Annotated in this window: 17 protein-coding genes; 2 read left to right on the top strand and 15 right to left on the bottom strand. The window is 45.3% G+C overall.

Going from position 1 to position 17,178, the window contains the following annotated elements; genetic code table 11:
* Positions 1 to 29 precede the first annotated feature (29 nt).
* From fabG to recG, 5 genes are all read right to left on the bottom strand, one after another.
* Positions 30 to 770, bottom strand: coding sequence for a 3-oxoacyl-[acyl-carrier-protein] reductase (gene fabG, locus ACZ444_RS06995; RefSeq protein ID WP_382357236.1), 741 nt, complete (start codon positions 768 to 770; stop codon positions 30 to 32).
* Entirely contained in the window at positions 770 to 1,711 is a 942-nt protein-coding gene (gene fabD / locus ACZ444_RS06990) for an ACP S-malonyltransferase (RefSeq protein WP_382357235.1), read from the bottom strand. Before fabD ends, fabG begins: the two co-directional genes overlap by 1 nt.
* Before the next feature lie 2 nt (positions 1,712 to 1,713).
* On the bottom strand, positions 1,714 to 2,715 hold the full coding sequence (gene plsX / locus ACZ444_RS06985) for a phosphate acyltransferase PlsX (protein WP_464433761.1): 1,002 nt from the start codon (positions 2,713 to 2,715) through the stop codon (positions 1,714 to 1,716).
* Positions 2,699 to 3,292 carry a transcription factor FapR gene (gene fapR, locus ACZ444_RS06980; protein WP_382357233.1) on the bottom strand — a complete coding sequence of 198 codons (594 nt, stop codon included), beginning with the start codon at positions 3,290 to 3,292 and terminating at the stop codon, positions 2,699 to 2,701. Before fapR ends, plsX begins: the two co-directional genes overlap by 17 nt.
* Positions 3,293 to 3,475: 183 nt before the next feature.
* The gene (gene recG / locus ACZ444_RS06975; protein ID WP_382357232.1) at positions 3,476 to 5,509 is read right to left on the bottom strand and encodes an ATP-dependent DNA helicase RecG; all 2,034 of its coding nucleotides are present in this window, start codon (positions 5,507 to 5,509) and stop codon (positions 3,476 to 3,478) included.
* A gap of 229 nt (positions 5,510 to 5,738) precedes the next feature.
* On the opposite strand from recG, the gene ACZ444_RS06970 reads away from it, so the two are divergent.
* Entirely contained in the window at positions 5,739 to 7,022 is a 1,284-nt protein-coding gene (locus tag ACZ444_RS06970; protein ID WP_382357231.1) for an NCS2 family permease, read from the top strand.
* A 72-nt stretch (positions 7,023 to 7,094) separates the two neighbouring features.
* Here ACZ444_RS06970 and ACZ444_RS06965 read toward each other — a convergent pair whose 3' ends face one another.
* Both ACZ444_RS06965 and ACZ444_RS06960 read right to left on the bottom strand, forming a co-directional pair.
* Positions 7,095 to 8,759 (bottom strand): DAK2 domain-containing protein, encoded by a 1,665-nt coding sequence (locus ACZ444_RS06965; protein ID WP_382357230.1) that lies wholly within the window; start codon positions 8,757 to 8,759, stop codon positions 7,095 to 7,097.
* Between the two features lie 54 nt (positions 8,760 to 8,813).
* Positions 8,814 to 9,176: an Asp23/Gls24 family envelope stress response protein gene (locus ACZ444_RS06960; protein ID WP_382357229.1), complete on the bottom strand. Its 363-nt coding sequence runs from the start codon at positions 9,174 to 9,176 to the stop codon at positions 8,814 to 8,816.
* A gap of 247 nt (positions 9,177 to 9,423) precedes the next feature.
* Between ACZ444_RS06960 and rpmB the strand changes: the two genes are divergently transcribed.
* Positions 9,424 to 9,612, top strand: coding sequence for a 50S ribosomal protein L28 (gene rpmB / locus ACZ444_RS06955; protein ID WP_382357228.1), 189 nt, complete (start codon positions 9,424 to 9,426; stop codon positions 9,610 to 9,612).
* Between the two features lie 106 nt (positions 9,613 to 9,718).
* Here rpmB and spoVM read toward each other — a convergent pair whose 3' ends face one another.
* Genes spoVM through fmt form a run of 8 tightly spaced genes read right to left on the bottom strand, consistent with a single transcriptional unit; the run spans position 9,719 to position 17,157 of the window.
* A complete protein-coding gene (spoVM, locus tag ACZ444_RS06950) occupies positions 9,719 to 9,802 on the bottom strand; it encodes a stage V sporulation protein SpoVM (RefSeq protein ID WP_382357365.1) in 84 nt (27 codons plus the stop codon).
* A 56-nt stretch (positions 9,803 to 9,858) separates the two neighbouring features.
* Positions 9,859 to 10,500 carry a thiamine diphosphokinase gene (locus ACZ444_RS06945; protein WP_382357227.1) on the bottom strand — a complete coding sequence of 214 codons (642 nt, stop codon included), beginning with the start codon at positions 10,498 to 10,500 and terminating at the stop codon, positions 9,859 to 9,861.
* 4 nt (positions 10,501 to 10,504) lie between these two features.
* The gene (gene rpe / locus ACZ444_RS06940; protein WP_382357226.1) at positions 10,505 to 11,167 is read right to left on the bottom strand and encodes a ribulose-phosphate 3-epimerase; all 663 of its coding nucleotides are present in this window, start codon (positions 11,165 to 11,167) and stop codon (positions 10,505 to 10,507) included.
* Between the two features lie 3 nt (positions 11,168 to 11,170).
* Positions 11,171 to 12,052 carry a ribosome small subunit-dependent GTPase A gene (gene rsgA, locus ACZ444_RS06935; protein ID WP_382357225.1) on the bottom strand — a complete coding sequence of 294 codons (882 nt, stop codon included), beginning with the start codon at positions 12,050 to 12,052 and terminating at the stop codon, positions 11,171 to 11,173.
* On the bottom strand, positions 12,053 to 14,065 hold the full coding sequence (gene pknB, locus ACZ444_RS06930) for a Stk1 family PASTA domain-containing Ser/Thr kinase (RefSeq protein ID WP_382357224.1): 2,013 nt from the start codon (positions 14,063 to 14,065) through the stop codon (positions 12,053 to 12,055). It lies immediately after the preceding gene.
* Positions 14,065 to 14,820 carry a Stp1/IreP family PP2C-type Ser/Thr phosphatase gene (locus ACZ444_RS06925; RefSeq protein WP_382357223.1) on the bottom strand — a complete coding sequence of 252 codons (756 nt, stop codon included), beginning with the start codon at positions 14,818 to 14,820 and terminating at the stop codon, positions 14,065 to 14,067. The genes pknB and ACZ444_RS06925 overlap by 1 nt, the downstream gene beginning before the upstream one ends.
* Positions 14,821 to 14,865: 45 nt before the next feature.
* Positions 14,866 to 16,215, bottom strand: coding sequence for a 16S rRNA (cytosine(967)-C(5))-methyltransferase RsmB (gene rsmB, locus ACZ444_RS06920; protein WP_382357222.1), 1,350 nt, complete (start codon positions 16,213 to 16,215; stop codon positions 14,866 to 14,868).
* Positions 16,216 to 17,157: a methionyl-tRNA formyltransferase gene (fmt, locus tag ACZ444_RS06915; protein WP_382357221.1), complete on the bottom strand. Its 942-nt coding sequence runs from the start codon at positions 17,155 to 17,157 to the stop codon at positions 16,216 to 16,218.
* Positions 17,158 to 17,178: the final 21 nt, after the last annotated feature.

The raw sequence follows: 17,178 nt of genomic DNA, 5'->3' as shown, positions 1-17,178 counted from the left end.
AAAAATTCATACGGGCTCGACTGCTAATGTTACATTACCATGCCGCCATCAATATGGATGGTCTGACCCGTAATATAGTTCGCGTCATCAGATGCCAAAAAACGAACCGTACGTGCCACGTCTTCCGGTTCTCCCAGTTTTTCCAGCGGTATCAGCGACAGCATCCCATCTTTTTGTTCGTCCGTCAAGGCATCTGTCATCTCCGTTGAAATGAAGCCAGGTGCAACCGCATTAACACGGATATTGCGGGAAGCAAATTCCTTAGCAGTCGTTTTCGTCAAGCCGATGACACCCGCTTTAGCGGCTGTATAATTGGCTTGTCCGGCATTACCGCTCACGCCAACAACCGAGGAGACATTAACGATCCGTCCGGCTTTTTGTTTCATCATCTGGCGTGATACGGCTTTCGTGCACTGAAAGACACCTTTCAAATTCGTATTAATAACCTGATCAAATTCGTCTTCCTTCATGCGCATTAACAAATTATCCCGGTTAATGCCGGCATTGTTTACCAGGATATCCAGACTTCCAAATGCATTAACGACTTCCTTCACCATGGCTTTAGTTTCTTGTTCAGAAGCCACATCAGCCTGAATCTTACACGATTTTACACCTAATGCCTCAACCTCTTCAACCACTGATTGTGCACGGTCTTCGCTGCCTGAATAATTAATCGCTACATTCGCCCCTTGCCGTGCCAGTTCCAGAGCGATTTCCCGGCCAATACCGCGCGAAGCACCTGTTACGAGGGCACTTTTTCCATTCAGCATCAGGATTCCTCCCTGTACCATGTTAAGAACTGCTCCAATGAGTCCGGATCCTGAACGGCAAATGTTTTCGCCTGACGGTCAATTTTCCGGACTAAGCCGCTCAAGACTTTTCCGGTCCCGGCTTCAACAAAAGCATCGATTCCTTCGTCAAGCATATGACGAACCGATTCCTCAAAACGGACCGGTGAGTACATCTGCCTGAGCAGCAAATCTTTTACGGTATCCTTTTCTGTGACAGGTTTCGCCGTCACATTGGCATAAACCGGTATACTGGCATCATGAAAATCAACCTTTTCCAATTCTTTAGCAAATTGGTCGTTAGCCGATTTCATCAGCCTGGAATGAAATGGCCCGCTTACATTCAGCGGCTTGATCCGTTTAGCACCATTTTCCTTCAGCAGCGGCTCAGCTTCCTCAATGCCTTCTTTAGATCCGGAGATGACAATCTGACCCGGGCAGTTTAAATTAGCCAGATCAACTGTCTTGTCAGAGTCCAGCTGATTCAATGCCGCCTCAATTGCTTCCTGCGACATGCCCAGAACGGCAGCCATGGAGCCTTGTCCTTTTGGAAAGGCCTCTTCCATCAGCTTCCCTCGTGCGGCAACAAGCGGCAGTGCTTCTTCAAGTGACATGGCTCCAGCTGCAACAAGTGCGCTGTATTCTCCCAGACTGTGTCCAGCAGCAATAACCGGCTGAACATTGTGATCTATCAGAGTACGGTAAACAGCTATCCCTGATAAGAGCAGGGCTGGCTGGGCGTTCTCTGTGTCAGTCAATTCTTCAGCAGGCCCTTCAAACATCAGATCAGTTAACTTTTTGCCCAGGAGTTTATCAGCTTCTTGAAAAAGTTCCTGTACGGCTGGATAGGCATCATATAGCTGTTTTCCCATGCCCACCGTCTGGGAGCCCTGTCCTGGAAATAAAAGTGCAACACGTTTCATGTCTATTCCCCCTTATCCCATTCAATCGATTCAACGGTCGTTTTAATTGTATCAGACACATTGTTTTCCACCATATTGACAGCCTGTTGAATCGCGTTAAAAAAGGCACGGCTGTCCGATGATCCGTGTGCTTTAATAACAGGTGAGGCAAGACCAAACAAGCCCGCTCCACCATATTCTGAATAATCCATTTGACTTTTAAGGCCTTTTAAATCATTTTGAACCATACTTGCTGCCAGTTTAGTCTTAAGCGATGACTTGAATGTCTGCTTCAAGAGTGACAACACGGTCATAGCCGTTCCTTCAATCGTTTTCAGCGCAATATTGCCGCTGAAGCCATCCGTGACAACTACATCAGCGACACCGGATAAAAGATCACGGGCTTCCACATTCCCGATAAAATTTATGGGAGCATTCTGCAGCTGGTTAAAAGCCTTGCGTGTCAAATCGTTGCCTTTTCCGTCCTCTGTACCTATATTCAAGAGCCCAACGGCTGGATTTGAAACAGCTCGAACTTTCTCTGTATAGACCGAGCCCATAATGGCATATTGTACAAGATTATGCGGCTTAGCATCAACATTTGCACCAACATCCAAAAGCAAGAAGCCTTTCCCGTCATTAGTCGGAAGTGTTGGACTTAAAGCCGGACGGTCAATGCCGCGGATTCGTCCCACAACAAATAAACCGGAACTCATCAGGGCACCAGTATTCCCCGCCGAAATGCATGCATCAGCCCGGTTTTCTTTGACTTCCTTTGCCATCAGCACAAGCGGGGCATTTTTTTTGTTCTTCACAGCCCGTACTGGCTCATCATCAGCCGTAATAACCTCATCTGTATGAACTATGTCGATTTGCCGGGAATCTGACAAATACGGCTTGATTTTTTCTTCATCGCCGAAAAGCGTTATCTGCAGATTATCTGTAGCAGCTACTGCCTTTTCCGCACCTTTCACAACGGCTTCGGGTGCGTTGTCGCCTCCCATAGCGTCAATGGTTATCCTCATATCCAATATCCCCTTCTGTATCGCTGGTACGATACATATGAAATAAACCGGTGAACACTTTTTCACTATCCACAAAACTGTTCACCTGTATGGTTGTTAAACCTTTATCAGCCAAATCATCAACAAAGGCCTTTGCAACAACCCGTTCACCTGTTTTCACCTGTCTGGTGAACTTAATTTCTGACTTAGCTGTTAGTGCCAGTTCATCATTAATGACAGCAACGGCCAATGAATTGGCTTGGGCAAACAAATGATGACCACGCGCGATTTTATTGCGGGAAAAGGCGTGTTCCTCTTTAATATCCAAAATAGAAATGGCACGGTTATCTAACTCAAGGTCAATAATTTCGCCAATGACTTCATTCAACGGTAAAGCTTTCACCGTTTCATTCCACTCATCCGCAGCGACAGATTTAATTCGCTCGCGAAGTTCAGGAATCGCAAGCCCCATCCGGTCAAGTCTGATAGTCTGTATGCTTACAGCAAACTTTTCCGCCAAATCCTCATCCGTTATAAATGGGGTTGCTTCAATGGTTTCTTTTAACAATCGCTGTCGTTCTATCTTACTGATTTTCATTTACAGCACCGTCCAAATAGGAAAAACCAGATAGTTGTCCAGTCAAGTGGCGCCACCATGCTTTTCCTGTTAATGATTGCTCGAATACATGGCATCCTATGACTTGGTACTAATAGTAATATATAATACCGCTTATATCTATGCAAGTCATCGCTACTATTATCGGTTAAATGACCAGAATCTTTAATCTAATTTTTCCTGAAACACAGCTTCTTGTTCCAAATACTGCTGCAATTGCCGGCATTCCGGATCATGCTCAAGCATGCCATTTTCAATAATTTCTTCTGCGTCCTTGCGCGCCGTTTCCAGTGCCCGATAGTCATGGATCATATCGGCTACTTTAAACGCCGGAAGGCCGCTTTGTTTTTTTCCAAAAAAATCACCGGGGCCGCGCAGTTTTAAATCCCGCTCCGATAACTCAAAACCGTTATTTGTTTCTGTCATAATCCGCATCCGCTCTCTCCCAGTTTCGCCTTTTGGATCTGCAAGCAGAATGCAGTAACTTTGCTTATCACCGCGGCCTACACGTCCCCTGAGCTGATGGAGCTGGGAAAGGCCAAATCGTTCAGCATCATAAATCACCATAGTGGTTGCGGCAGTGACATTAACACCAACTTCCACAACCGTTGTTGAAACAAGAACGTCCACATTACCAGCGGCAAATTGCTTCATAATGCTGTCTTTTTCGTCGGGCGAAAGCCGTCCATGCAGCAGCCCGACTGTCAGCGCCCCCGAATAAAATGTCGCCAGCTGCTGATACAAATCAACCGCATTTTGAATGTCCAGCTTGTCTGATTCCTCAATCAGCGGACAGACGACATAGGCCTGTTCACCCTGCTCAGCACGCTTTCCAATAAACGTGAGAACACGGTCCAGCGTGTTTTCTTTAGCCCAGTATGTTTCAATCGTCTTTCGGCCTGAAGGCATTTCATCAATAACGGAGACATCCATATCTCCAAATGCTGTTATCGCAAGCGTCCGCGGTATTGGTGTAGCAGTCATAAATAAGACATCCGGATTCAGCGCCTTTTCCCGTAAGGCACGGCGCTGCCGGACTCCGAAACGGTGTTGCTCATCCACAATTGCAAAACCCAGATCATAAAAGGTAACATCATCCTGAATCAAAGCATGTGTGCCAACCACAATGTCTATTTCCTGACGTGCTATTCCAGTAAGTATTTCCTGTCTCTTTTTTCCCTTTACAGATCCAGTTAACAAGGCAACAGAAGCCTTGTCGTCAAATGTTTCCTGGAGCGATTGAAAGTGCTGTTCGGCTAATATTTCTGTTGGAACGAGCAATGCCCCCTGTTTACCAGCAGTAATGGAAGCATAAAGACATACTTCAGCGACAGCTGTTTTGCCTGAACCGACGTCACCCTGCAGCAGCCGGTTCATGCAGTAGGGCGATTTCATATCAGCTAAAATTTGCTTTAATGCTTTATTCTGGGCATCAGTAAACGAAAACGGGAACTGACTGATAAACTGTTTCAGGGTGGCCTGCTCGAAATGCTGCGCGTTCCCTGAACTCGATTCCCGTTTCAGCTTACGGAGCAGTTGCATCTTAAGCTGAAACAATAAAAATTCTTCATAAGTGAATCGCCTGCGGGCATGCTTCAAGTCTACACGGCTTTCAGGGAAATGCATCGTGGCAACAGCTTGAGGCCGATCAGGCAGCTTATAGCCTTCCAGGTAACGGACTGGCAGCAATTCCGTAATGGTTTGCTGATCAGATGTGAGTGCGCTGCTGATAGCTTTTTTGAGCACACCATTCGTTAAATTGCCTTTCAGGGAATATACTGGCTGAATCGTATTTTGCTGGTCAGCCGGCCCTTTTTTGTAATGACTGACAGTTATCTGCAGCCGGTGGGCATCCCATTTGCCAGTTAACGTCACCGTGTCACCCGAATTCAATTGGTTTTTGGCAAATGAACGATTGAACATGACCGCTTTCACTGCCACCCCTTCCACGTCGACATTAAATGACAGACGGGATTTTTTCGGGCCATAAAATTGAACGGAAGGCGGGTAAATAACCTTGCCCTCAATGGTCACTTTATCATCATGAATGAGTTCGCTGAGCGGTTTAATTTCGGTGACATCATAGCGGTAGGGAAAATAAAACAGCAAATCTTCCACGGTGCTGATACCTATTTCGCCAAGATCAGCAGATGCTTTTTCTCCGACACCCTTTAGAACTGTTACGGGATCACTTAGCATATTCCTCACTCTTTTCAAACGGGCATTCATACGTATTATTCACTGTGTTCGCTGGATCAGCTCATACTGGCATATAAAGATCCAGCGATGTTCCATAATTCTCAGCACGCTGTATATATGTACCTTCTTTGCTAATTATAACAAAAACGCTTATAATATTCACGGTGGATGGTGCATTTATTAAATGTGCGATCGGGTGGGAGAGGGCTCGTAACAGTAGAGGATATAGATGTCTAAGCAAAACAATTCGTTATCACAGGATCAGAAAGGAAAATGGCGCTCGGAACTGACCGCCGGGCTGATCGGCTATTTTACAACAGTCTACATTGTCATGGTCAATGGGGCCATGCTGAGCGAAGCAGGATTGACACTGGAAAGCGGAATGATTGCTACGATTTTGGCTAGCTTTGCTGGGTGTATCCTAATGGGGCTGTTTGCTAAACTCCCACTCATCCTGATTCCAGGTATGGGTATTAATGCTCTGTTTGTCTTTTCTATCGTAGAAAGCACGAGCCTTTCCTTTCATGAAGGGCTGGCAGTTATTCTAGTTGCTTCAGTGTTATTTATCTTTGTCGCTCTGACACCTCTGGGTGCTATTTTAAAAGAGACGATTCCCGAATCTTTAAAACATGCGATTACGGTCGGGATTGGTTTTTTTCTGATACTGATTGGTCTGGAAAAAAGCGGGCTTATTGTAAGCGGCAAAGAGACGATCATTACCATCGGCGACTTTTCTTCACCGGAAGTGATTGTTGGGCTTTTAACCTTATTTATCGCGGTTTTTTTATTCATGAAAAATATACCAGCGAATTTTCTGGTAACCATTATCGCCGGCACAATCATCGCTTACATAGCAGGTGTGATGAACACAGCACAGCAATCCGTTGACATTCATATGAATGAGCTGTTATTTTTCCCGTCATTTTCCGCACTGAACGAGCCTGATTTTTGGCTGTCTGTTTTTCCGCTGACAATTGTCCTTATTTTTGAAAACATGGGGATTTTGCACGGCCAGCTCCATATGCTTAACCGACAGAACAGCTACAATCGGGCTTTTCAGGTAACAGCCTTTTCGTCACTAATGTGTGCGTTCTTTGGCACATCGCCGACTGTGTCGACAGCAGAGAACGCCGCGGTGATTGCTTCCGGCGGAAAGACAGGAAAAACAGCGGTGATAACAGGCTTGCTGTTTCTCGCAACACTTTTTATGATTCCGTGGATCACGATGATACCTGACACCGCCATCAGCCCCGTCCTGATTATCGTGGGCGTACTAATGGCGCAAAATCTTCGGAATATACCGCTGCATGATTTATCAGAAGCGCTGCCTGTATTATTTATTGCTGTCATGATCCCGTTCACATACAGCATTGCGGACGGGATGGCATTTGGCTTTATCACTTACCCGATTGTGAAAACAGCGGTTGGTAAGCGAAGCAGCTTATCAGGCAGTCTGCTTATTATTTCCGCTTTATTTCTATTCTATTTTGTCATTAAAATAGCGGGTATCTAAAAAGACCTCCCCCGCAGTAAAATGCACCCTATATTAAGGGCATTTTACAGCTGGGAAGGTCTTTTTTAGCCGTTATTCCAGTGCAAAGATAAACGAATAAACGGGCTGTTGACCGTTATGCGTCTCGATTTCCAGTTCATCAAAATTTTGTTCCACATAGTGCGCAATTGCCTGAACGTCATCACTGCTGGCATCCTCACCCTGTAAGATCGTGAGAATGTCATCGGTGTCCGTTATCATGTTTGCCAGCAGTGCTTCAGCCACCTGCTGCTTATCCGGACTCGACACTTTGATAGTGCCATCCGCAATTCCCATGAAATGACCTTTTTCGATCGTCATGCCGTCAATCTGGGTATCACGGACAGCGTATGTAACCTGACCCGTTTTGACTTCACGACTGGCAGTTTCCATGGCGTCGTGATTATCGCCAATTGCCATCTCAGGATGAAAAGCTAGAAGACCACTGATCCCCTGGGGAATAGTCTTTGTCGGAACAACGGATGTCGCAGCCTCTGCCAGTTCAGCCGCTTGTTCTGCCGCCATAACGATATTTTTATTATTCGGCAAAACAAGCACATTTCGCGCATTTGCTCGATCGATCGCTTCAGCAATATCCTGAGTGCTGGGATTCATCGTCTGACCGCCTTCGATCACAACTGTTGCCCCAAGGCTTTCAAACAACTCTTTAATTCCGGATCCTGTTGCTACCGTCACAATCCCATAAGCAGTCTTTTCCCCGGACTGCTCCTGTTTAAATTGCTCACCGACAATCGACGTATGCTGTTCACGCATATTATCGATCTTTATATGTGTTAACGAACCATAGCGCTGGCCTATCGTCATAACCTCGCCCGGATATTCAACATGAATATGTATTTTAGCAAGTTCATCATCTGAAACAACCAAGAGCGAATCACCATATTTGCTCAGCTCCTGCCGAAAAGCTTCCTCGTTAAATGGCTGCTCTTTCAGCTTGTCCGCATCAAATTGCACCATAAACTCAGTGCAATACCCATATTCAATGTCCGCTGTATTTATTATATCCTGCGCAATTTTGTGATGCTCAGCATTAATTATGGCATCCATATTAACATCATCGGCATTCTGTTCTGGTACGTCATCACCATTAAGAGCTGCCAGAAAACCTTCGTAGATCGTCACCAGGCCCTGGCCGCCTGAGTCAACGACACCAGCTTCTTTAAGAACAGGAAGCAACTCTGGCGTGCGCTTCAGGGAAGCTTTTGCTTCTTGTACAACGCACTCCATTAAGACAGTAATATCTTTTTCCGTTTCTGATTCAACAACTGCTGTTTCAGCTGCATCTTTAGCAACCGTCAAAATGGTCCCTTCGACAGGTTTCATGACAGCTTTATAGGCCGCTTTCACACCACTATCCAATGCGTTGGCCAATCCTTCTGAAGTCAGAAGCTGCTGATTATCCAGCCCCTTGGCAAATCCGCGGAACAATTGGGATAAAATCACACCCGAATTCCCGCGCGCTCCCATCAGAAGCCCTTTGGAAAACGCGTCAGCCACTTCGGCAATATCCCCGCTCCCCAATTTTTTGACTTCATCCGCACCAGATGTAATGGATAAGTTCATATTGGTACCGGTATCTCCATCAGGCACCGGAAACACATTTAAAGCATCTATCTTATCGGCGTTATTTTTCAAATGGCGGGCACTTGCCTGTACCATTTGAGTGAAAATTGCGCCATCTAAGGATTCCTGCGTCACAATACGTTCCTCCCTCATAACTGCAATAGACCTGAATGCTGTCCGGAGACACGATTATTCCCTGGCCACCCGGACACCTTGAATATAGATGTTTACCGAATCAATCTCCAGACCCAATGATTTACTGAGTGTGTATTTCACCTGTGATTGAACATTATGTGCCACTTCCGATATTTTGGTTCCATAACTGACAATAATAAACATATCAATATGCAGATGATCGTCTTCTTGTCTGACAATCACACCTTTTGAAAAGTTCTCTTTTCTGAGCACTTCAGCAATACCATCTCTTATTTGACTTTTCGATGCCATCCCGACAATGCCGTAGCATTCCACAGCTGCACCACCGGCAATCGTCGACATGACATCATTGGTGACCGTGACCTGGCCATCATTTGTATTCATCTCGATGGACATTTGTTAACCTCCTCAGAACCAGCAAATGTAAATTGAATACGAATTATAGCATATTTTACTATACCTATACATTGAATAAAAGCATACCGCGACTGAATTGCAAAATAACCTCTTATAACAATGAATCATTTTCATAAGTCTGTCAAGTGATTTTTCTTGATTAAGCAGCAGCAGTAATTGCATCAATAAGCCAAGTATGATAAATTAGGAGAGCAGTTTAGGAAACAAGTGAACAGGAGGTATAAACATGTCTAGAAAATGTGCTGTAACCGGTCGCCGCACCCATACAGGGAACAATCGGTCCCACGCAATGAATGCTAATAAACGCAAATTTAAATCGAATGTCCAGAAAGTGCGCATTATGGTAGACGGCAAACCAAAACGGGTTTATGTATCTGCACGCGCCCTGAAGTCTGGTAAAGTACAACGCGTTTAATTAAGTGATTTTATATTCTCATATAGGAAGCATCCGTATAGGATGCTTTTTTATATGAGAAAAAAGCTTCTGCCATATTATGACAAAAGCTTATTAAACCCTGCCTTTATTTACCCCTTTTAAATACATCTGCAACCACTCGGACAAACCCGCCTATAAATCGTGGGAGCTTAATTGTATAAAATTTCATAAGTTCTCAGCCTCCTCTGTATCCAAACAAACTTTCAATACAAAAAATCAGGATGTCTAACCATCACAACTCTTTATTATTAATAGTATGCCTTCATCAAATGAAAAAGTACCTGAATTTGAAATCAGCCTGTTAGAAATACAGCGGGTTGACCCCCAAAGAAGCGTCTTATCCGCAAGCCCGTAGTAAAAGCCATGAAGCGTCAGGCCTTTTACCTGCTGGGTAAATGGTATAAAGGAAATCGTCGGGTAGTCCATGTCATAGCGAATTTCGTGTTCACCGGGCATGGCTAACTCAAGCTGATTTTGCTGATCAATGATAGCACCTGATACGTTTCTGCTTTTCATCGGATACAGTAATTGCATATTGATTAAGGCGTGATCAAGCCGCCCACCCGTTACCCCAAATAAAGAAATGGTTTCGGCATGCAGATCATACGCTTTATTGAGGGCAATATCCAGGTCCGTCTCTTCCTTTTCAACAGGATACTTCTCAAAAACATCCGCACCCCTCTCAACCTTGGCCTGCTCGTCAAAACTCATTGAATCAAAATCACCGACTGCATAATCCGGCGTGATCCCTTTTTCCAGCAATACCAGTGCGCCGCGATCAGCTCCGATCCACACATCTGGTTCGCAGTCTGAAAGATCAGGAATCAGCTCCACTGGACCGTTTCCCATAATCGCAATGTGTGACACGATGTTAATCGCCTCTTTCAGAAGCCTGAAGCAGATTGCTTATAGCCTGTTTGCGGTCAGCCTGTTTAAAAATAGCGCTTCCTGCCACCAGGACATCTGCCCCAGCATCGGTACATTGTCTAATTGTGTCACGATTAATCCCGCCGTCAGCCTCAATTTCCAGATTTAGCTGATTGGCCTTCCGCCATGCATCAATCTGTTCAATTTTATGTACAACCTGCGGGATAAACGATTGGCCTCCGAAGCCTGGATTCACCGTCATCAGCAAGACAAGATCAACATCGTTCAGAATATCCCGGACCATTTCAACAGGCGTTGCCGGATTAATGACAACACCGGCTTTTGCTCCACTATCCTTTATAAGCTGAATGGTCCGGTGCAAATGAGGGATGACTTCCTGATGAACCGTTATGATGGATGCCCCGGCCTCAGCAAAAGCTGGAATGTACTGATCCGGATTTTCAATCATTAAATGGACATCAAGCGGCAGGCTGGTATGCGGCCTGATCGCATCAACAATGAGCGGTCCGATCGTAATATTCGGGACAAAATGACCATCCATGACATCAACATGGATATAATCAGCCCCACCTTCTTCAACATCCCGTATTTCCTTCGAGAGCTGCGCGAAATCAGCTGATAAAATAGACGGTGCAATTTTCGTCATAGATTAATACCTCGGCTTTCGTGAATAAATTTCCTCTAAAAAGCGCAAATAGTGTTCATATCGGCTGGAGGCTATATCACCATTTTCCACGGCCTTCTTGACAGCACATTGTGGCTCATGATTATGCAGACAGCTGCGAAACTTGCACTCCCCCTGCCGGTGGCGTATTTCCGGAAAGCAGTCCCGCAGTTCATCTGCCTCAATATCAGCAAAATCAAGTGTGCTAAAACCTGGCGTATCAGCCACAAGACCTCCACCCGCTTCAACAAGTTCAACGTGCCGGGTTATATGTTTTCCTCTGCCCAAACTCATCGATATATCGCCTGTTGCAAGCTGCAGTGAAGGATTCAGACTGTTCAACAGCGATGATTTGCCAACGCCTGATTGCCCGGCCATAACGGATACACGCTCCGTTAAGTAAGATCTTAGCCTGTCTGAAATTTCCTGCTCCTCACCAGATATTAATTCCACGAAATACCCGATTTGTTCGTACACTGTTTGATAGTCAAGCAGGTTTCTTTGAGCAATTTCCCCAATGAGATCCTGTTTCGTCAGGAAAATAACTGGTTTCATTTTTTTCGCTTCAATCGACACAAGAAAACGATCCAATAAAAGTGGTTTAAACTCAGGCATATCAGCTGAACTGACAAGGATAACCTGATCAATATTGGCAACTGGCGGACGGATTAGCTTATTTTGCCTCGGGTTAATCGCCAGGATGTAGCCTTCATCAGGCTTCGGTGCCTCGAATTCAACAAAATCACCGACAAACGGTGTGATCTTTTGTTTACGGAAGATCCCTCTCCCGCGACACTGATACACATTACCAGACGATTGTACATAATAGAAACCGCTGATTGCTTTAATAATTCTTCCTTCAGCCATCTAGTCACCTGCCACTTCTTTATACGAAACTGACTTATCGATTACAACCTGATCATCACGCATTACCTTGTATTCTCCAACACTGCCGGGCGCAATCGTTAAGGGGATCTTAAGCTCTTTGTCATCGGTGATCGTGTACGTCTCATACGTTTCATCTATGGAATGGTTGCTATCCCCTATATAAACGGACACGGTTTGTTCAGGCTTCTCATCCTGATTTTTCATTTCCTCATCTGGACTATACGGAACATTAAGTGTCACCTCATGATTAACAGGCGGCTTTTCTTCAGGCCCGTTGGATATGGTAACTTTCACCGTATCGCCTGCTTTCATTTTCGTTCCTGCTTCTGGATCCTGATTGATGACGTTACCTTCTGATATATTGTCCGATGCTTCCTCTTTAATGACAACATCTAAACCTTGGTCTTCTAATGTATCGGCTGCTTTTTGTTTAGTCATGCCGGCTACGTTATTTAAATGGATCGGGGCCGAACCCTTACTAACATCAAAAATGACTTCCGTTTCTTCTGGAATGACATCAGTTTCAGGCGAAGGATGTACTTGGGAAACGATTTTCCCTGGCCCATGCTCATCCGAGTAATCCTCTTTAGCTGTTATATTGTCAAAGCCTTTATTTTTCAAGATGCGTTTAACCTGGTCATAATCATCTCCGGTATAATCAGACATGGTCACGGTTTCTTTTCCCTGACTAACCATCATCGTCACCAGCGTATCTTCATTCACCGTACTTCCGGCCTCCGGATCTGTTTCAATGACCTGGCCTTCATCTATCTCCTCTGAATAGTCCATCTCGCGTTTTGTATCCAGGTTCGAATCACGCAATTCAGTCAATGCTTCTTCATAGTTCATACCGCTTACGTCAGGAATATCAACATTTCCAGGCAGTAAAAAGAACGTGGCAGCCCCGGCCGCTAATACAAGAGCCAGAATGCTAAATAGGATCGGCCATTTTTTTCGCCGGCGCTTTTTGGCGACTTTTTCCTCGCCGCCAGATCCCTTATCCGTTTGCTCTGTTTTGTTATCAGAATGGGGTTTCGTATCCTCATTTGACGAATTAACCGTTGTATCTTCATACGCATTCGACTGCATAGCGTCATCCGTTATGATAGGAATTGCTTTTGTTTCATCGCCTTCCTCGGCTGGCGGCATAAATTTTTCCTCGTCGCGCCTGTCAGGGTTGAGTGCTGTATCCAGATCACGCTCCATATCATCAACTGAATCATAACGGTGAAATGGATCCTTCGCTGTAGCTTTTAAAACACTATTTTCAACACTTTGAGGTGCATTCTGGTTAAATCGTTTAACCGAGGGTGTATCATACTGTAAATGCATTAAAGCGATCGAGACAGGTGACTGTCCTGAAAAAGGGAGACGTCCTGTTAATAACTCAAACAAAACAATGCCGAGTGAATAAATATCCGATTTTTTAGTGGCAGCACCACCGCGAGCCTGCTCAGGTGATAAATAATGGACGGATCCCATCACAGAATTGGTCTGAGTTAATGCTGTCGCACTCAAAGCCATTGCAATGCCAAAGTCAGTCACTTTAACATTGCCATATGTATCAAGCAAAATATTCTGCGGTTTGATATCCCGATGAATAATATCGTTGGCATGGGCATGCGCAATCGCGGAAGCAATTTGTTTCATAATTGCCAGCGCCTCTGCCGCATCGAGTGGTGCATGCTTCTGAATATACTCCTTAAGCGTCAATCCATCAACGTACTCCATCGCCATAAATAAAATTTGCTCATCTTCACCGACATCGTAAATGTTAACAATATTGGGATGAGACAAGCTTGCTGCGGCTTGCGCTTCCCGGTCAAAGCGAGCAATAAACTCCTCATCGTCAGCATAATCCATACGCAATACTTTTATAGCCACTTGGCGGTCAAGAATAAGGTCTTCTGCCAGATAAACATCCGCCATACCACCGCCGCCAATGGCCTCCACGACCTTATAGCGCTCATTCAGCAGGTGACCAATAAGCATTACGCATCACCTGCTTGCACACGGTCGTCATGGCGGATGATAAGAAGCGAAATATTGTCCTCACCGCCCTGTTCATTGGCTCGTTTAATCATGTCATTCCCGATTATGTCAGGTTCCTGTTCTTTTTGCATAAACGTCTCAATTTCGTTATCTGTTAATTTATCCGTCAGTCCATCAGTACACAGCAGAAGCTGATTGCCAGACGTCCATTCGATTGTCTGAACATCAGGCACGGCAACGCCTTCTGTTCCCACTGCCTTCAGCAGAACATTTTTACGGGGATGCTGTTCAGCTTCTTCCGGACTGATTCGACCGGATCGCACCAGTTCATTAACCAGAGAATGATCCTCTGTCAGCTGCTTCAGGCCCTGTTCGCTGTGCAGATAGCACCGGCTATCACCAATATGCGAAACAGTCATAAATTGATTTGTGCAGACAGCCGCAACCACGGTTGTACCCATACCGGCATATGCCTCATGTTCCAGAGCTTCTTCATGTATCGCACGATTCGTTTCCTGAAGTATATTGGTTAACCATGTCTCGGTTTCTTCGGCGGAGTTTAAGCCAGTCAAAGGTTCCCACTTATCCCGTATGAAAAGCGTTGCCATCCGACTGGCTACATCACCTGCCTGGTGACCGCCCATCCCATCGGCAATGACCGCAAGCATCTGACCGGCCTCATTATAAAACACACCGCCATCATCTTCATTATGATCCCTGATTTGGCCTTTGTCTGTCTGGAAATATTCCTTCATTTTTTCACCTCTCGACAGCAACCTGTCCACTTTAAATTGCAAGTATCAAGCCTTTCGTTTAAGCCGCGTGATGAAAAATCCATCAGTCGAAAACGTCTGCGGAAACAGCTGCAAGCCATTTTCCGTGCAGCCGGGTGACTGCCGGATCTCGGCAGGCAATTGTTCAAAAAAACGTTTGTCCACAACAAAATTGGTACTAGTGGCCAGGAAATTTGTAATGACATCATTATTTTCTTTTTCTCCAACTGTACAAGTACTGTAAAGCAGCAAGCCATCTGGTTTTAACAGGGGAGCCACTTCTTCCAGTATAGCAAGCTGAATTTCCGCTAGCCGCTCACTGTCCCTTTCTTCCTTGTGGTACTTAATATCCGGTTTACCGCGGATAACGCCAAAACCCGTACAGGGAGCATCCACCAGAATCCGGTCAAAACGTTCTTTTTTGTACTGTTCCTGCAGTTTACGAGCATCACCGGCTTGGGCATTGATAATTGTTAGATCAAGCTGGGCTGCTTTTTGCCTGACTTGCTTCGCCTTTTTGGCTTGCAGATCATAAGCGGCAACGGTCCCGTCGTCCTGCATTTTCTCAGCAGTATGCGTTGCCTTGCCGCCAGGTGCACTGCAGGCATCCAATACGTCCAGACCCGGTTCAGCATTAAGCATCTCCGTTACCAGCATTGAACTTTGATCCTGAATCGTTACATAGCCTTCCTGAAAAAGCCATGTATGTATTATATTGCCTTCATCAACAATAATGCCTTGATCGGAAAAATTCGATTTGCGGGTTGAAAAGCCAAGTTTATACAGTTCATCCATTGCCCTGTCACGTGTGATTTTTAACGGCTGCACCCGGATACTCAAAGGCTTTCGTTCAAGATTGGCACGGCACATGTCTCGTGTCAAATCATAACCGTACACATCCAGCCAGTTCCTTACGAGCCATATTGGGTGGCTTGTCTCCACAGCCAGCCGTTCTGCGGCGTCCTGAATAGCATCTATATCAGGAACACCCTGGCGCTGCACGCTTCGCAGAACACCATTCACAAACGAGACAATGCCTTTATGACCGCGACGTTTGGCAATTTCCACCGCTTCGTGTATAACCGCATGGTCTGGGACCTTATCCAGAAACTGCATTTGATAGACAGACATCCGGAGCAACATACGGACCCATAACTGCAGCTTTTTGCGTGAATGGATAAAAGGCTTGAGATAATAATCCAGCGTTAATTGACGCTGAATGGTCCCATAGACAATTTCTGTCAAAAGTGCTTGATCGTTTGATGAGATGTTTTGAGCTTTGATTTCTTGATCTATCAGCAAATGACTGAAGCCGCTATCCTGTTCAATGCGAACAAGCAGCTGAAGAATGGTGTCTCTTACATGATAGTCAGTCATTTAATCCCCCATTAACGTACCTGTTTTAATCCGATCCGATGAGCCTTGCAAGTACTGGTTAACACTCATGCGCTTTTTACCGGCGGGCTGAATTTCAGTCACTTTTATACCCTGTTGATCACCACAGACAACGATAAAAGCGTCATCGCCGATAATCTGGACAATCTCACCCGGTTCGCCTGTATAGATTGTATCATCCATTTCACCCCACCAGATTTTCATAACCTGGCCATTATACGTTGTAAAGGCAACCGGCCAGGGATGCAGCCCTCTAATGTGATTATAAATCACCTCGTGTGACTCGCGCCAGTTTATTTCTTCCTGCTTGCGCTTGATTGTCATGGCATAAGTTGCTGAATCGTGATTTTGACTGACAGGGCTAATATTTCCGGCAAATAAATCAGGAAGCGTATCAGTTAGGAGACGTGCTCCTGTTTCAGCCAGTTTATCATGCAGTATGTCTACATGGTCATTACTTTTAATCGGCACGGTCTCCTGGCTGATAATATCACCTGTATCCATTTTTTCATCCATATACATAATGGAAATCCCTGTCTCCTGTTTGCCTTGTAAAATCGCATGATGAATCGGAGCACCGCCTCGCAATTCCGGCAGCAGGGACGCATGTACATTAATGCACCCAAATACCGGCGTTTCAAGTATGGCCTTCGGTAAAATTTGGCCGTAAGCAGCCGTTATGATAATGTCCGGTTCATAGTCAAGAATCGTTTGGTAATCATCTTTCAGTTTTTCTGGCTGCAATACCGGTAAAGCGTGTTTCTCTGCTGCCTCTTTGACTGGGGGAGGTGTCATCACTTTTTTGCGGCCTTTGGGACGATCCGGCTGTGTCACAACCAGCATTGGCTTACAGTCTGTCTTAATCAGGGCCTCCAGAATCGGTACAGCAAAATCAGGTGTCCCCATAAAAATAACACGTTTCATCCAACTCACTCCTTTCCGTTA

Source organism: Lentibacillus kimchii, from assembly GCF_055381965.1.
The sequence above is the reverse complement of the archived record's forward strand: the minus strand, read 5'-3'. Positions and strand labels throughout refer to the sequence as shown.

Excerpts from the sequence above, each read along its gene's own strand:
- fabG (WP_382357236.1), bottom strand. The coding sequence starts at position 770 with ATGCTGAATGGAAAAAGTGCCCTCGTAACAGGTGCTTCGCGCGGTATT.
- fabD (WP_382357235.1), bottom strand. The coding sequence starts at position 1,711 with ATGAAACGTGTTGCACTTTTATTTCCAGGACAGGGCTCCCAGACGGTG.
- plsX (WP_464433761.1), bottom strand. The coding sequence starts at position 2,715 with ATGAGGATAACCATTGACGCTATGGGAGGCGACAACGCACCCGAAGCC.
- fapR (WP_382357233.1), bottom strand. The coding sequence starts at position 3,292 with ATGAAAATCAGTAAGATAGAACGACAGCGATTGTTAAAAGAAACCATT.
- recG (WP_382357232.1), bottom strand. The coding sequence starts at position 5,509 with ATGCTAAGTGATCCCGTAACAGTTCTAAAGGGTGTCGGAGAAAAAGCA.
- ACZ444_RS06970 (WP_382357231.1), top strand. The coding sequence starts at position 5,739 with ATGTCTAAGCAAAACAATTCGTTATCACAGGATCAGAAAGGAAAATGG.
- ACZ444_RS06960 (WP_382357229.1), bottom strand. The coding sequence starts at position 9,176 with ATGTCCATCGAGATGAATACAAATGATGGCCAGGTCACGGTCACCAAT.
- rpmB (WP_382357228.1), top strand. The coding sequence starts at position 9,424 with ATGTCTAGAAAATGTGCTGTAACCGGTCGCCGCACCCATACAGGGAAC.
- spoVM (WP_382357365.1), bottom strand. The coding sequence starts at position 9,802 with ATGAAATTTTATACAATTAAGCTCCCACGATTTATAGGCGGGTTTGTC.
- rpe (WP_382357226.1), bottom strand. The coding sequence starts at position 11,167 with ATGACGAAAATTGCACCGTCTATTTTATCAGCTGATTTCGCGCAGCTC.
- rsgA (WP_382357225.1), bottom strand. The coding sequence starts at position 12,052 with ATGGCTGAAGGAAGAATTATTAAAGCAATCAGCGGTTTCTATTATGTA.
- pknB (WP_382357224.1), bottom strand. The coding sequence starts at position 14,065 with ATGCTTATTGGTCACCTGCTGAATGAGCGCTATAAGGTCGTGGAGGCC.
- ACZ444_RS06925 (WP_382357223.1), bottom strand. The coding sequence starts at position 14,820 with ATGAAGGAATATTTCCAGACAGACAAAGGCCAAATCAGGGATCATAAT.
- rsmB (WP_382357222.1), bottom strand. The coding sequence starts at position 16,215 with ATGACTGACTATCATGTAAGAGACACCATTCTTCAGCTGCTTGTTCGC.
- fmt (WP_382357221.1), bottom strand. The coding sequence starts at position 17,157 with ATGAAACGTGTTATTTTTATGGGGACACCTGATTTTGCTGTACCGATT.